16 protein-coding genes and 1 pseudogene are annotated in these 13,301 nt (G+C 72.4%); 10 read left to right on the plus strand and 7 right to left on the minus strand.

Annotated elements, in window-relative coordinates; all coding sequences use genetic code 11:
- Positions 1–276 precede the first annotated feature (276 nt).
- The gene (locus tag ACYVMZ_RS35705; protein WP_461087038.1) at positions 277–1,371 is read right to left on the minus strand and encodes a baeRF3 domain-containing protein; all 1,095 of its coding nucleotides are present in this window, start codon (positions 1,369–1,371) and stop codon (positions 277–279) included.
- A gap of 127 nt (positions 1,372–1,498) precedes the next feature.
- Here ACYVMZ_RS35705 and ACYVMZ_RS35710 point away from each other — a divergent pair, with 127 nt between their 5' ends.
- Positions 1,499–1,855: a hypothetical protein gene (locus tag ACYVMZ_RS35710; RefSeq protein WP_461087039.1), complete on the plus strand. Its 357-nt coding sequence runs from the start codon at positions 1,499–1,501 to the stop codon at positions 1,853–1,855.
- 380 nt (positions 1,856–2,235) lie between these two features.
- Here ACYVMZ_RS35710 and ACYVMZ_RS35715 read toward each other — a convergent pair whose 3' ends face one another.
- On the minus strand, positions 2,236–3,807 hold the full coding sequence (locus ACYVMZ_RS35715) for an alpha/beta hydrolase (protein ID WP_461087040.1): 1,572 nt from the start codon (positions 3,805–3,807) through the stop codon (positions 2,236–2,238).
- Positions 3,808–4,081: 274 nt separating this feature from the next.
- Between ACYVMZ_RS35715 and ACYVMZ_RS35720 the strand changes: the two genes are divergently transcribed.
- Positions 4,082–4,771, plus strand: a complete 690-nt coding sequence (locus tag ACYVMZ_RS35720; RefSeq protein ID WP_461087041.1) for a chaplin — start codon at positions 4,082–4,084, stop codon at positions 4,769–4,771.
- A gap of 94 nt (positions 4,772–4,865) precedes the next feature.
- Here ACYVMZ_RS35720 and ACYVMZ_RS35725 read toward each other — a convergent pair whose 3' ends face one another.
- The 3 genes and pseudogenes from ACYVMZ_RS35725 to ACYVMZ_RS35735 form a co-directional block, all read right to left on the minus strand.
- Positions 4,866–5,603: a class I SAM-dependent methyltransferase gene (locus tag ACYVMZ_RS35725; RefSeq protein WP_461087052.1), complete on the minus strand. Its 738-nt coding sequence runs from the start codon at positions 5,601–5,603 to the stop codon at positions 4,866–4,868.
- A gap of 25 nt (positions 5,604–5,628) precedes the next feature.
- Positions 5,629–6,066 (minus strand): hypothetical protein, encoded by a 438-nt coding sequence (locus ACYVMZ_RS35730; protein ID WP_461087042.1) that lies wholly within the window; start codon positions 6,064–6,066, stop codon positions 5,629–5,631.
- Between the two features lie 134 nt (positions 6,067–6,200).
- Positions 6,201–6,685: pseudogene (locus tag ACYVMZ_RS35735) on the minus strand (nucleoside deaminase).
- Between the two features lie 123 nt (positions 6,686–6,808).
- Between ACYVMZ_RS35735 and ACYVMZ_RS35740 the strand changes: the two are divergent.
- Positions 6,809–7,585, plus strand: coding sequence for a GNAT family N-acetyltransferase (locus tag ACYVMZ_RS35740; protein WP_461087043.1), 777 nt, complete (start codon positions 6,809–6,811; stop codon positions 7,583–7,585).
- Between the two features lie 97 nt (positions 7,586–7,682).
- Positions 7,683–8,606, plus strand: coding sequence for an NAD-dependent epimerase/dehydratase family protein (locus ACYVMZ_RS35745; RefSeq protein WP_461087053.1), 924 nt, complete (start codon positions 7,683–7,685; stop codon positions 8,604–8,606).
- Positions 8,607–8,714: 108 nt separating this feature from the next.
- Here the strand turns inward: ACYVMZ_RS35745 and ACYVMZ_RS35750 are convergent, their stop codons facing one another.
- Complete coding sequence (locus ACYVMZ_RS35750) at positions 8,715–8,978, minus strand: GlsB/YeaQ/YmgE family stress response membrane protein (RefSeq protein WP_461087044.1); 264 nt, start codon at positions 8,976–8,978, stop codon at positions 8,715–8,717.
- Positions 8,979–9,191: 213 nt separating this feature from the next.
- Between ACYVMZ_RS35750 and ACYVMZ_RS35755 the strand changes: the two genes are divergently transcribed.
- Entirely contained in the window at positions 9,192–9,953 is a 762-nt protein-coding gene (locus ACYVMZ_RS35755) for a phosphotransferase (RefSeq protein WP_461087045.1), read from the plus strand.
- 116 nt (positions 9,954–10,069) lie between these two features.
- Here ACYVMZ_RS35755 and ACYVMZ_RS35760 read toward each other — a convergent pair whose 3' ends face one another.
- Positions 10,070–10,510: an SPW repeat protein gene (locus tag ACYVMZ_RS35760; RefSeq protein ID WP_461087046.1), complete on the minus strand. Its 441-nt coding sequence runs from the start codon at positions 10,508–10,510 to the stop codon at positions 10,070–10,072.
- 254 nt (positions 10,511–10,764) lie between these two features.
- On the opposite strand from ACYVMZ_RS35760, the gene ACYVMZ_RS35765 reads away from it, so the two are divergent.
- The 5 genes from ACYVMZ_RS35765 to ACYVMZ_RS35785 all read left to right on the plus strand — a co-directional run.
- On the plus strand, positions 10,765–10,932 hold the full coding sequence (locus ACYVMZ_RS35765) for a hypothetical protein (protein WP_381017570.1): 168 nt from the start codon (positions 10,765–10,767) through the stop codon (positions 10,930–10,932).
- A gap of 148 nt (positions 10,933–11,080) precedes the next feature.
- Positions 11,081–11,158, plus strand: coding sequence for a putative leader peptide (locus ACYVMZ_RS35770; protein ID WP_461087054.1), 78 nt, complete (start codon positions 11,081–11,083; stop codon positions 11,156–11,158).
- A gap of 267 nt (positions 11,159–11,425) precedes the next feature.
- Positions 11,426–11,980, plus strand: a complete 555-nt coding sequence (ssuE, locus tag ACYVMZ_RS35775; RefSeq protein ID WP_461087047.1) for an NADPH-dependent FMN reductase — start codon at positions 11,426–11,428, stop codon at positions 11,978–11,980.
- A 45-nt stretch (positions 11,981–12,025) separates the two neighbouring features.
- The gene (locus tag ACYVMZ_RS35780) at positions 12,026–13,171 is read left to right on the plus strand and encodes an LLM class flavin-dependent oxidoreductase (protein WP_461087048.1); all 1,146 of its coding nucleotides are present in this window, start codon (positions 12,026–12,028) and stop codon (positions 13,169–13,171) included.
- 13 nt (positions 13,172–13,184) lie between these two features.
- A partial coding sequence (locus tag ACYVMZ_RS35785) for a helix-turn-helix domain-containing protein (protein ID WP_461087055.1) occupies positions 13,185–13,301 on the plus strand: 117 nt, incomplete at its 3' end.

A 13,301-nucleotide genomic window follows, 5' to 3' on the forward strand; every position in this document is an offset into this window, starting at 1 on the left:
GTACGACCAAGGCGAAGGGAGGGACCGTTTCGACTGTGGCACAGCCCGCGACGCCCTGTAAGGGATTTGGCACCACACGATACGGTGGTGCTTCTGGCATATGCCACAGTCTTCACGGAGTGACTCCGGGGTCCGTTCGGAGTACCCCCTTGGATGGGTCAAGTCGTAGGCATCGTACGTGAGTTGAGGGACCGCAGTGGGTGGTGGTGTCGCGCTCATTCGCGTGTTCGACGGGCTGGTGTTCCCTTGTCGATGGTGAGGTCGACGGCGAGGGCGTCAGTACCGCAGCACTCCCGCGATCCCGTCCGCGTCCCCCAGCGTCCCGTCGGGTACGAACCGGACGTCGGCGCCGGTCTCGAGGCACTTCTCGACGATCTCGTCCACGATGTCCTCGCGGGCGTCGGGGTCGCCGCTCTCGGCGGGCACCAGATGGTCGCCGGCGTCGACCACCGTCACCCGGTAGTTCTCCTCGACGGCCAGGAGTCGGACGCGGCCCTCCCGGGCGCTGTGCCACAGTTCGTCGACACCCGCCGCGAACTCCCGGCGGCTGCGGGCCGATTCCAGTGCCTGGGTCACGGCCTCGGTGTTCCTGCGCTCCTCGGCCTCGATCACCGGCCGCAGGGCCTGCCACACGGCCTCCGGAGTGGCGTGCGCGAGCCCGCCGCGCGGGACGTGCACCGCGCGCTTGGCGACACCGCCGACCTCCTCCAGCAGGGACAGGGCGGCCGGCTCGCCGGTGACGTACACCGGCCGCGGGTGGTCGCGCAGGATCGCGCCCATCGCGGTGTCGGCCTCGCGCAGGAACTGGCGGGTGCGCTCGTCCCGGAACGCGCTCGGCGGATCACCGACGCGCTCCAGCCGCTCGGGGTCGAAGTTCTCCACCCGCCTGGTCACCGGGAAGCCGCCGGTGCGTTCCTCCACGACGTGGCCCGCCCCGCCGTTCCACAGCGTGACGCGGTCCGCGGCGAGCGAGAGCGCCCAGAACGGCCGCTCGGCGGTCTGCGCGGAGACGAGGTTGCGGGTCAGGAACGTGTCGGAGAGCACCACACGCTCGGGCACGGATCGGGCCAGCGACCACACCTGGTGCTCACCCGGAGCGGCGAAGATCGCCAGGCCGTCCTCGGCGTGCGTCAGGTCGACCTCGGTCAGGGCCCGGTCGAGTTCCCGGGCGACCTCGGTACGCCGTTCCCGGGTGACCGCGGGATCGGCCTCCAGCTGCTTCTTGGCCTCGGCCACCACATTGCGCAGCCGGACCTGGTCCTGGGCGTGGTAGGGCTCGCGGCGGTGCGTCGGCGTCAGCACGGACACCGCGGGGTAGGGGCGCGGGCGGCGCAGCTCGGCGAGGGTCGTGGGACTCAGATCGTGCTCCATGACAGCACCATAGGACTGATTCGCCGGTAGGGCATTTGGGGCAATTCACCGCCCGGGTGGAGTACTGGCTCGGTGGAGTGCCGGCCGGTGCGGTGGCGGTGCAGGCTGGTGGAGGAGGTGACTGCCGATGGCGCGCCTGGCCGTGGACGGGGAGGACGTCGTCGTCCGGCTGTCGTGGCGGGAGCGGCTTCTGGCGCGGTGCCGCGAGGTGCGGGTGCCGTTGGCGGACGTGAAGGGGGTGCGGGTCGAGCCGGACTGGTGGCGTGCCCTGCGCGGCACGCAGCTCACGGGCCGCTGCCGTTCCGGCCGGTACTGCGTGGGCGAGCGGTGGCATCCCTCCGGCCGGGACTTCGCCGCGGTCCGTGCGGGGGTGCCCGTCGTGACGGTGGAGCTGTGGCGGCCGGTGCCGTACGCCCGTCTCGCCGTCTCCGTACCCGACGCCGAACGGGCCGCCGAGCGGTTGCGCCGGCAGGCCGGGGCCTGACCCGTTGGGGAAGTTTTTGCCCGTGGCCGATTTCCGGTGCCGAGCCCCCGATGCGGCGCGGCCGCCAGGTATTGCGTTCGCAAAGTCCGGCCGAAAGTGAGGGGGTGGTGCCGGGCGTCCGCGCTACGGGCGTGTTGACCCGTCCTCGGCGCATGTCGCACGCTCGCCATATAGATGTCCTATGCAACTAGTTCGCCGAGGGTGGCGTCCCCACGGGAAACCGCAGGTGACGGGCGCCTCCACCGGCGGACCGGACACAGCAGGTACGTATGTCGAACAGCGGCAGGACGCAGCCGCAGCCCGCGGTAGGCGACGGCGCCGCGCGGCCGCGCACGGGGACCCCCTCGGCCACCCCACGGTGAAGCCAGGCGCGCCGCGCCTCACTCGTCGTCGTGCTCGGAGCCGCAGGAACTGCCGTCGCGCGGCAGGGAGCCGTACAGCAGGAAGTCGTCGATCTTGCGGCGCACGCACTCCGAGGACGCGTATCCGGTATGACCCTCGCCCCGGTTGTCGAGCACCACCGCCGAGGAGCCGAGCCGCTCGGCCGTCTCGACGGTCCAGCGGTACGGCGTCGCCGGGTCGCCGCGGGTGCCGACCAGCAGCATCTTCGGCGTGTCGACGTCCTTCACCTTCTCCCGGATGAAGTCGGTGCCCTTGGGGCGGCCGTAGCACATCAGCACCTGGGTGAGCCGGTACCGGCCGAAGACCGGCGACGCCTTCTCGTACCTGGCGCGCAGCCGGCCGAGGTCCCGCTCGACCTGTGCGGCGGTAGGGCGGTCGGGATCGTCCGCGCAGTTGACCGCCATCAGCGCCGCCGGCAGGTTGTCCAGCGGCACGTCCTCCTCGTCGACGAGCCCGCTGTGGGGCCCCTTCCGCACCGGGACGGTCACGCCGCCGGACGCGAAGGCCTCCACCCGGCTGGTGTCGCCGTCCTCCAGCAGTTGCGCGAGCGCCCGCTCCAGCGAGGGCCACAACTCCCGGCTGTACAGCGCCTGTCCGATGGCGCCCGCGAGGTCCTGGCCGGAGAACTCGTTGCCGAAGTCCGTCGGCACCGGGTCCTCGTCGAGGGAGCCGACCAGCCGGACGACCTGCTCGCGGGCGTCGCGCGGATCCTGCCCGAACGGGCAGGCGATGTCCTTCGTGCACCAGGTGAGGAAGTTCTCCAGCGCGGTCTGCTGGCCCTGCGCGCTCGCCACCCCCTGCTCGGACAGCGGTTCCGTCAGCGTGTCCACGCCGTCCAGCGCGAACCTGCCCACCTTGTCGGGGAACTGGGCCGCGTACACCGCGCCGAGCCGGGTCCCGTAGGAGAAACCGAGGTAGTTGAGCTTGTCGTCGCCGAGGGCCTGGCGCATCACGTCCATGTCGCGGGAGGCGTTCACCGTGCCGATGTGCGGCAGGACGGGGCCCGAGTGCTCGGCGCACTCCGCGGCCGCCTTGCGCAACGTGCCGAGCGCGGCCTGCGGATCGGCTGTCCCGGCGTCGCCGTCGGTGGCCTCCAGGGCCGCGTCGGAGGCGTCGCCGCAGCTGACCGGGGACGACCGGCCGACACCGCGCGGGTCGAACGCCACCACGTCGTAGCCGTCCGTCAGGCCCATGAAGTCCTCGCCACCGATGGCCAGTCCGCTCACGCCCGAGCCGCCCGGTCCGCCGAAGTTCAGCAGCACCGAGCCGCGTGAGGTGCCCGTCGCCCGGTACCGGGCGAGCGCCAGGTCGAGGGTGCCCTGCTCGGGGCGGGCGTAGTCGAGCGGGACGGTGACCTTCCCGCACTGGAGATCCTTCGGCATGTCCGCGCCCTCGCACGCGGACCACCTGACCTTCTGGCGGTAGAACCGGGTCAGGTCGGGCCGCGTTTCGTCGGCGGCCGACAGCCCCGCGCCGAGCAGGGCCAGCCCGACCGCACCGGTGACCGCACAGCGCCCCACCGAGGGTCGCGTCGACAGCTTGGCCAGCATCGATGCCTCCAGGGACGCCCCACAGCGGGCCGGGAACCGGCGTCCTCGATCACCATAAGTGGACCCCGCGGACCGCGCCTGTCGGGCGAGCGGGACCGTGCCACCTGCCGTACTCTGTGCGCCCTGCCCGCACATGCGACGGTTTTTACCGTTAGTTCGACAACCGTGCCGCTCGATGGAGTGAAAGGCCGATAAGCCATAACTCGGATGGCGCGCCCGCGTTCTACCCGGTGCGGGCGAGCGCCCGCGACCATGTCTGGAAGGCAGGGAACCTATGAGACGGGTTACCCGAAACGGTGTGATCGCCGTCGCCGCCGCGTCGGGCGCGATGGCCGTGGCAGTGCCCGCGTACGCCGACTCCTCAGCGGCCGGCTCCGCGGCCGGTTCGCCCGGGCTGATCTCCGGCAACACCATCCAGCTCCCGGTGCACGTCCCGGTGAACGTGTGCGGGAACACCGTGAACGGGGTGGGACTCCTCAACTCCGCCGCGGGAAACACGTGCGCGAACGAGGACGGCGACGCGCGCGGTACGTCCGGCGGCTCCGGCGGGGCGGCCGCCGAGGGCGGCGGAAAGGATTCACCCGGTGTGGGCTCCGGCAACGGGGTGCAACTGCCCGTCCATGTCCCGGTGAACGTCAGCGGCAACACCGTGAACGTGGTCGGCATCGGCAACGCCTCCGACGGCAACGACTCCGTGAACACGCCCGGCGACCGCCCCGGAGCGCAACCCCGCCCGGAGCGGCCGGACCCGGAGCCGTCCGCACCGCCCAGGAACCACCCGGCACCGAAGCCGGCCCCGCACCACCCGGCACCGAAGCCGGCCCCGCACCACGCGGCTGCGGCCACGGACTCCCTGGCCCGCACGGGCACGGACCAGGTCCTCCCGGCCCTCGCGGCGGGCGCGGCGCTCGTGGCCGGAGGTGTGGTCCTTCGCCGGCGTTTCCGGCCGCGGGCGGACAGCTGACCGATCCCCGAAGGCCCCACCGGCCGCGCGTGCGTCACCGGTGGGGCCTCGATCCTCTCGTGCGCGATGTCCTCGCCGTGTCCTCGCGATGTCCTCAGGCACCCGGCCCGGCCAGCCCCGTCAGCAGCACCATCCCGGAGTCCCTGTAGCCCGGCAGCGTCGGATCGGCGTCGATGTGGGTCACCTCCAGCTCCCGGGTCAGCGGCGCGAACACCTTCCGCACGGCCTGAGGACTGACCGGGCAGCCCGGCCAGCGCGACGCCGGCCCGATGCGATGCGTCGGCATGTTCTCCATGAAGGCCGCCACCAGGTACCCGCCCGGCACGACACTGCGGACGAACACACGGCAGAAGTCGGCGAACTCCGCGAAGTCCTCGGTGGCGCCCTCGGCGACGAAGTGCATGGACGCCAGGTCGTACGTCCCCGGCGGCAGCGTACGGACGTCGGCGTGGACGACGTTCACCGGCGCCAGCGCCTTGGCCAGGGTCGCGGGGACGGCCGGGTTGAGCCGCCGGCACAGGGCGTGGAACGGCAGCCAGCTCGCGTCGATCCGGTGCAGGATCTGCTCCTCGAGATAGGCGACGTTGCCGGACCCCGCCTCCACGGCGTCGATCCGGCGGCTCACGGCGGACATCAGGATCAGCGGATAGAGGTTCGGCCCGGCGCCGAACTCCACGGAGTGGGCGAGGCTGCCGGGCGCGAGGCGCCGGTAGAAGGCGGAGTGGTGCGCGATGACCGCCGCGTCCGAGGGGTGCACCTCGCGGTAGTTCTCCGCGAGGTAGTCCGCGACCGGCCAGCGGTCCCAGTCCACGTCGTCGTTGTGCGTCGTCATGGCCATCTCAGCCCTCCAAGCCGTGTCAGGCCATCGGCCGCAGCGCAAAGCGCTCGAACAGCCGGGACAGCACACCGGTCAGCCGGTCGATGTCGATGTCGATGTCGTCGTCGGAGTCGAGCGCCGTGACCTGCACGCGGAAACCCACCCGGTCGCGCGGTACGAGCGGGCAGGGGACCAGCGTCATGCGGATGCCCTCCTCCCACCGGAACGCGGCCACCGCCTCGAGATCGGCGGCGTGCGCCAGGGGGGTCTCCACGATGGGCGGCCGGTCCGTGTCGAGGGGGCTCACTCCCAGCGCGTCGAAGTGGTCCAGGACGGTGCCGGTCAGCACGGCGCCGACACCGGCGAGGCCGATGACGGCCCACAGGGGGGTGCGGGTCGCGGTGGCCGTCATGCAGACGACCGCGGCGACGCTGACCAGTGCTGTATGAGCGGCCATCAGCCGGCGTGCGGGCCGCACGGGTATGCGCCTCCCCCCGCTGGGGAGACCGGGGCGAACCCTGGTCCGGGTCTTTCTCGATCGTAGGCACCGCCCGTTCGGCCCTGCATCTCGAGCGGCCCGCAGCCGGGTGGGCCGGCCGCCCCGGCCGTCGGTCAGCCGCGCCCGCGATGGAACCGGACGTGCAGCCGACGGACCTGCTCCGTCAGCTCGGGCACCGGTCCCTCCACGACCACGCCGGGTGCCACCTCGTGCACGGGCAGCGTCCGCACCGGCGGCTCGGGCACCCCCACTCGGCGAGCCGGGAGGCGAGCTGCGCGGAGGAGGCGACGTACACGATGCGTCCCAGGCCCACCCAGGCATGTGCCGCCGCGCACATCGGGCAGTGCTCGCCCGACGTGTACACCGTCGCCGCCGCCCTCTCCCCGGGCGTCAGACGGGCGGCCGAGAAGCGGGCCAGCTCGAACTCGGGGTGCCTGGTCCGGTCGCCCGAGGCCACCCGGTTGTGGTCCTCGCCGAGCACCGTGCCGTCCCCGCCCACCAGGACCGACCCGAACGGCTCGTCACCCGCCTCCAGAGCCTCGGCCGCCAGCTCCACGCAGCGGCGCAGGTAGGGCAGTTCGGTGTCCTTCACGACCATGGCGTACGGCCTTCCTCGTGACGTGTGACCCCGCACGAACGTGGTGGTCACTGATGGGCATGGGGGATCCGGCCGCGCCGGAAACCCGTTGTCTCCCCGACCCGCACATGCTGGAGTGAGCCCATGGATCATGCAACGGTGCTCGCCCTCTTCGACCGCGACGTGCGTGAGGGAGCCCGGCCCGACGGCCCCGACACCCGTGTCGAGCGGACGGGCGACGTGGTGCGTCAGGTCGCCTCCGCGCAGGGCTGGAACGGGGTCGTGTGGTCCGCCCTGGACGCGGCGGACGCGGACGCGGCGATCGCCGAGCAGATCGCGTACTACACCGGGCTCGGCCTCGACTTCGAGTGGAAGCTGTACGGGCACGACCTGCCGGTGGACCTCGGGCAGCGGCTCGGCGCGGCCGGTTTCACGCCGGGGCCGGAGGAGACGCTGATGATCGGCGAGGTCGCCGCCCTGACCCTCGACGCGGAGCCGCCCGAGGGCGTCCGCGTCCTGCCCGTCACGGACCGGGCGGGCGTCGACCTCATGGCCGACGTGCACGAGAAGGCGTTCGGCGCCGACAGCTCATGGCTGCGCCACCAGCTCCTCGCCCGGCTCACGGCCGCCCCGGGCACCGTGGTCGCGGTCGTGGCCCTCGCCGGGGAGGAGCCGGTCAGCGCGGCCCGCATGGAACTCGTGCCCGGCACGCAATTCGCCGGGCTGTGGGGCGGCGGCACCGTCGAGGCCTGGCGCGGCCGGGGCATCTACCGCGCCCTGGTGGCCCACCGGGCCCGGGCCGCGGCGGCACGCGGCTACCGCTACCTCCAGGTCGACGCCTCCAGCCAGAGCCGCCCCATCCTCGAACACCTCGGCTTCGCACCGCTGACCACGACGACGCCGTACGCGTACGTGCCGTAGGCGCCCCCTTCTGGCCCAGGCCTGGCTCGGCCGCGCCTGACGCACGTCACCCGCACCGGGATGTCACATCCGTGGCCGCCCGATCCGTCGCATGGGTATGACCACGACGCACAAGAGCCAGAGCATCCTCCTCGCCGGCGCGAGCGGAGTCCTCGGCCGGCATGTCAGCCGCGCCCTGACCGAGGCGGGCCACAAGGTCACCGGGCTCGGCCGGGGCAGGCAGAACGGTATCCGGGCCGACCTGATGGACCGCGACGCGCTGCTGCGTGCCGTCGACGGACACCACTTCGACACGGTGATCCACGCCGCGACCGCCCTGCGCAAGCCGCCCCTGCGGCACCGCGACATGCACGCCACCGACGCGCTGCGCACCGACGGCACGGCCCACCTCGTCGAGGCCGCCCAGCTCACCGGGGCGCGCCGCTTCGTGGCGGAGTCGATGGTCTTCGGCTACGGCTACGGAGACCACGGCGACCGTGACCTCACCGAGGACGACCCCTTCGGCCCACCCGGCACCACCCCGGAGCTGGAGCGGCACATCGCGGCCATGCGCACCAAGGAGCGGCTCACCTTGGCAACACCGGGCCTGGAGGGCGTCGCCCTCCGCTTCGGCCTCTTCTACGGCCCCGGCGGCACCGACGCCGTGCTGCCCCTGCTGCGCAAGCGGCAACTGCCCGTGCCCGGCGACCGCGGCCGGGTTCTGCCGTGGGTGGAGCTCACCGACGCCGCCCGCGCGGTGGTCGCCGCCGTGGAGCGCGGACGCCCCGGCCAGGCGTACAACATCGCGGACCGCACCCCGCTGGGCTTCCGCGCCCACGTCCTCTGCGTGGCGGAGGAGTTCGGGGTGCCCAAGCCCATGACCGTACCGCTGTGGCTGATGAGGCCGATGCCGTACTTGCACACGGTGATGTCGACCGCGCTGCGGGTGTCCACGGCGAAGGCGGGGCGGGAGCTGGGGTGGGTGCCGGTGTACGCGTCCAGCCGTGCGGGCCTCGCCGCGATGCGGGCGGCCGCCCGCTGAGGGCCGTACGACAGGGCGGCCGGTTCTCGCGGGCGGCACGGCCACGGCAGCACGGTGACCGGCGTGCCGGACGGGCACCCCGGTCACCGTGCCGTATGGCGCTGTATGTCAGCGGCGTGCCCGCGAGCGGTCCAGCGCTGCGACGCCGAGCGCGGCGAGGCCGATCTGGATGAGCCACTCGATCCAGTCGACGCCCTTGGTGTCGGCCACGTCGAACGCGCCGGCGATCGCGGAGCCGATCAGCGCGGCAATGATGCCGACGGCGATCGTCCACAGGACGCCGATGCGCTGGCGGCCCGGGATGACCAGGCGGCCCAGAACGCCGATGACGATGCCGATCACGATGGCACTGATGATGCCGTCGATCTCCATCTCCGCCCCTCTTTCTCGTGACCCCGTGCCAGTGCGTGTGCCCGCTGGAGACGGGGACAGTCCGTCCCCGTGCCACCACTGGCCGGACCGGCGCGGCGCACCCGTCGACGAAGCGGGTCGGCAGCCCGAAATCCTTTTGCGCTCCCCGATTCCGTGTGCTGCGCTGATCCGATCGGACAGGCGCGGCGGGACGGCGGGACGGAGGCGGACAGGGTGGAGGAGTCGGCGGGAGCGGAGTCGGTTCTGGAGGGGGGAGCGGTCGGCGAGGTCGTGCGCGTCGGCGCCACAGTGCGGCGGACACCGTCGCGGCGGTCGGGTTACGTACGACAGCTGCTCGCGTGGTTCGAGCAGCGCGGGTGGCAGGGCGCGCCGCGATTCCTCGGGACCGACGAGCGGGGCCGGGAGGTGCTCGACCACGTCGAGGGCCGGGCGGCCCTGAGCCCGGCGGAGCGGGCCGCCGCCCGGACCGACGCGGCCCTCGTGCGCGTCGCCCGGCTCGTCCGCGAGTTCCACGACCTGACCCACGGGACGCCGCTGGCGCGGGGCCAGGACGTCGTGTGCCACAACGACCTCTCCCCGAAGAACACCGTGTACGCCGTCGACGGTGCGGACGGCGCCGGGTGGCGGCCGCTGGTCTTCATCGACTGGGACATCGCCGCCCCGGGAGAACGCGTCCACGACGTCGCCCATGTGTGCTGGCAGTACCTGGACCTGGGGCCGGGCGTGGCCGACGTGCCGGAGGCCGCGCGGCGGATCGGGCTCATCTGCGAGGCGTACGGGCTGACCGGGCGCGACCGGCTGCTCGACACGGTGCTGTGGTGGCAGGACCGGTGCTGGCGGGGCATCGACGCCGGCGCGCGACGCGGTGAGGCGGCCATGGTCCGGCTGCGGGCACGCGGGGTCGTGGACGAGGTGCGGGCCGCCCACGCCTGGGTGGCCGCCCACCGCCGCGAGCTGGGCGCCTGCCTGCGGTGACGTCCAGGGCCGGAGCCGGGCCCGGTTCCCGGCCTGGTGGCCGGCCCCACCAAAACGACCGGTCCGCGGAGCGCGGACCGGTCTGCGTGTCTTCTCGTCCTTTCCTGAGGTCCCTCCTACGGCTTCGGGGCGCTCTTCGCCGCCGTACCGGCGCACACCAGCCCGAGGACCACGGCCAGGGCGCCGATGATGACGTTGTTCCAGATCACTCCGGCGTCCGGGCCCTCGCCGACGATCCACGGCGAGATGATCATCCACACGCCCATGGCGCACATGGCCCAGCTCAGGCCGTACATACGCTCCGGGGCGCGCGTGAACCCGAGGGCCAGCAGCCCGATGGCGATGCCCACGATGAGGTTGTGGGGCACGAGGGCGGGCTGGCTCGTCGTGTAGTGGACCACCCAGGGGGATACGGCGCAGTACAGACCGAGCAGGAACACCGGTCCGTCCACGAGCGCCACATCGCGACCGCCGAGCACGCGGGCGTAGCGTTCCCGCATCTCGTAGGCATCAGGGTGGCTGGTTATGTCACCTCTGGTCGGCTGCACGTTGGCCATGACTCGTCTCCTTTGACTGCAGGCCTGACCGCGTCTGGTGCGGTTTGCGGTAAGCGCCGCGTATCTTCATTTTGCGCTTATTTCTCCTTTATGTGTAGAGGTCAGAGGTGCTGAAGAAGTCCCTGTGACGGAGGGGATCGGCCGGCGGGCCACCCGCGTCCCTTGGCATGTTCGAGCCGATCGAGGGCAGCCGGACGGTAGGAGAGAGAGATATCGGTTCGAGTGGAATGTCGACTCTGGAGGTGTCTGCCGCTATGGGCGCGAAGGTGTTGGAGCGTTTTCCTGCGGGAGCTCCGCGCGGATCGTGGCCGGCGGAGGAGTACGCGGCGGCGCGCCGCGCCGAGGGTGAGCCCGCGACGGTCGTCATGGACCTGAAGTCGGACGCGTTCCTCGTGGTGGTCCCGTCACAGGACGACGACTGACCGCCCCGCCGCGGAAAGCGGGCGAACTCGCCTGCGCTTCCCGGGTTCTGGCGGCCCGCCTGCGTCAGTTCGGTGGTCCGTCATCCGAGATGGGCCGGGTTTTCCTTGACGGCTTCGAGCCGTGGCTGCCACGATCGACGGCATGATCATGCGACTGGACCTCACGCGGCGACGCCACGTCGACCTCGCGCGCGTCTCCAGCGCATCCTGTCGCACCATGGCCTGATTCCCCCCGGCCCACCGCGTCTTTCTTCTCACGCCGCATCTGTCGTCGGACAGTCGTGCGCGCGTTCTCGTCTCACCGCCTGAGTGCGCTTCGCCCTGCCACGCCGTTCGCATCCGGCGTCCCCGGCCGTCACCCACTCACGCGTCCTCACCTGCCAGTCACCCGCGTCCGCGCCGAACCTGCCGGTGACTCCCACTGGTTGAACCCACCTGGCTCTCCACACCGCTCGGAGCGCCCGCCGACGCCCGCCTCTCCGAAAGAGGATCCATGGCCACCGTCCTGTCCGTCTCCGGCAGCCCCTCCGCCTCCTCCCGCACCAACCGCCTGCTGCGCCACCTGGACCAGCGGCTCATCGCACAGGGCCACGAGGTGGTCCCGCTCGATGTCCGTACGATCCCCGCCGAGGCCCTGCTCGGCGCGGACGTCCGGCACCCGGCGATCGTCGAGGCCACCGAACTGTTCGCCCGCGCCGACGGCGTCGTCGTCGGCACCCCCGTCTACAAGGCCTCGTACTCGGGTGTCCTCAAGGCGCTCCTGGACCTGCTGCCGCAGTACGCCCTGACCGGCAAGACCGTCCTGCCGCTCGCCACCGGCGGCACCACCGCCCATGTGCTGGCCATCGACTACGCGCTCCGCCCGGTCCTGACCTCGATGGGCGCCGCCCACGTCGTACAGGGCTGGTTCACCCTCGACCAGGACCTCACGTTCCACCAGGACGGCTCCCTCACCGTCGCGCCCGCCGCCACCGAGGCCCTCGCCCAGGTGGTCGACCAGTTCTCCGCGGCCCTGGGAGGCGTCCCGGTCCTGGCCGCGGCGAGCTGACCGGCGTCCCGCACCCGTCACGGACACCCTGATCGGAGAACCCCCGTGCCCCTCACCTTCCACTGGTTCCTGCCCACCAACGGCGACAGCCGCCACGTCGTCGGCGGCGGCCACGGCACCCCGGCCACCGCCTTCGGACAGGACCGGCCGCCCACGGTCGCCTACCTGAGCCAGATCGCCCGCGCCGCCGAGGACCTCGGCTTCGCCGGCGCGCTCACCCCGACCGGCGCCTGGTGCGAGGACGCCTGGCTGACCACCGCGATGGTCAGCCGGCACACCGAACGCCTGAAGTTCCTGGTCGCCTTCCGGCCGGGCCTCGTCTCGCCCACGCTCGCCGCGCAGATGGCCGCCACCTTCCAGCGGCAGTCCGGCGGACGGCTCCTGCTCAACGTCGTCACCGGCGGCGAGAGCCACGAGCAGCGCGCCTACGGCGACTTCCTCGACAAGGACGCCCGCTACCGCCGTACCGGCGAATTCCTGGGGATCGTACGGGAGTTGTGGGCGGGCCGGACCGTCGACCGGCATGGCGAGCACCTGCAGGTGGCGGACGCGAGGCTGGCCCGGGTGCCCGATCCGGTTCCCGAGGTGTACTTCGGCGGCTCCTCGCCCCTCGCCGGAGACGTCGCGGCCCGCCATGCCGACGTGTACCTCACCTGGGGCGAGCCGCCCGCGCAGGTCGCCGACAAGATCGCCTGGATCCGGTCGCTGGCGGCCCGGGCGGGCCGCACCCTGCGCTTCGGCATCCGGCTGCACGTCATCACCCGTGACACCGCCGCACAGGCCTGGGCGGAGGCCGACCGGCTCCTCGACGGATTCGACCCGGAGAGCGTCAGGGCCATCCAGGACGGGCTCGCCCGCAGCGAGTCCGAGGGGCAGCGGCGCATGCTCGCCCTGCACGGCGGCGGCAACCGGGACAGCCTGGAGATCCACCCCAACCTGTGGGCCGGCATCGGCCTGGTACGCGGCGGCGCGGGCACCGCCCTGATCGGCAGCCACGACGAGGTCGCCGAGCGCATTCGGGAGTACCACGCCCTCGGCATCGACGAGTTCATCCTCTCCGGCTATCCGCACCTGGAGGAGGCGTACTGGTTCGGCGAGGGCGTGCTGCCGCGCCTTGCCGCGCAGTGCCTGTGGCGGCATCCGTTCGCCACACGGGAGGCCGCGCCGGCACCAGTGCCGTTCGCGAGCTAGTGAGCCGGTCTTGATGTCTCGCTTCGCCACGTTGCGGATCGTGCTGATGTGTGCCCGGGGTCTGAGCAATACCGCCGTGGCCGCGCGGCTGGACACCGACCGCGGGACCGTGGCCCGGTGGCGGACGAGA

It is taken from the genome of Streptomyces deserti, from assembly GCF_054782695.1.

Coding starts and splice junctions, on each gene's coding strand:
- ACYVMZ_RS35705 (WP_461087038.1), bottom strand. CDS start 1,371: ATGGAGCACGATCTGAGTCCCACGACCCTCGCCGAGCTGCGCCGCCCG.
- ACYVMZ_RS35710 (WP_461087039.1), top strand. CDS start 1,499: ATGGCGCGCCTGGCCGTGGACGGGGAGGACGTCGTCGTCCGGCTGTCG.
- ACYVMZ_RS35715 (WP_461087040.1), bottom strand. CDS start 3,807: ATGCTGGCCAAGCTGTCGACGCGACCCTCGGTGGGGCGCTGTGCGGTC.
- ACYVMZ_RS35720 (WP_461087041.1), top strand. CDS start 4,082: ATGAGACGGGTTACCCGAAACGGTGTGATCGCCGTCGCCGCCGCGTCG.
- ACYVMZ_RS35725 (WP_461087052.1), bottom strand. CDS start 5,603: ATGACGACGCACAACGACGACGTGGACTGGGACCGCTGGCCGGTCGCG.
- ACYVMZ_RS35740 (WP_461087043.1), top strand. CDS start 6,809: ATGGATCATGCAACGGTGCTCGCCCTCTTCGACCGCGACGTGCGTGAG.
- ACYVMZ_RS35745 (WP_461087053.1), top strand. CDS start 7,683: ATGACCACGACGCACAAGAGCCAGAGCATCCTCCTCGCCGGCGCGAGC.
- ACYVMZ_RS35750 (WP_461087044.1), bottom strand. CDS start 8,978: ATGGAGATCGACGGCATCATCAGTGCCATCGTGATCGGCATCGTCATC.
- ACYVMZ_RS35760 (WP_461087046.1), bottom strand. CDS start 10,510: ATGGCCAACGTGCAGCCGACCAGAGGTGACATAACCAGCCACCCTGAT.
- ACYVMZ_RS35765 (WP_381017570.1), top strand. CDS start 10,765: ATGGGCGCGAAGGTGTTGGAGCGTTTTCCTGCGGGAGCTCCGCGCGGA.
- ACYVMZ_RS35770 (WP_461087054.1), top strand. CDS start 11,081: ATGCGACTGGACCTCACGCGGCGACGCCACGTCGACCTCGCGCGCGTC.
- ssuE (WP_461087047.1), top strand. CDS start 11,426: ATGGCCACCGTCCTGTCCGTCTCCGGCAGCCCCTCCGCCTCCTCCCGC.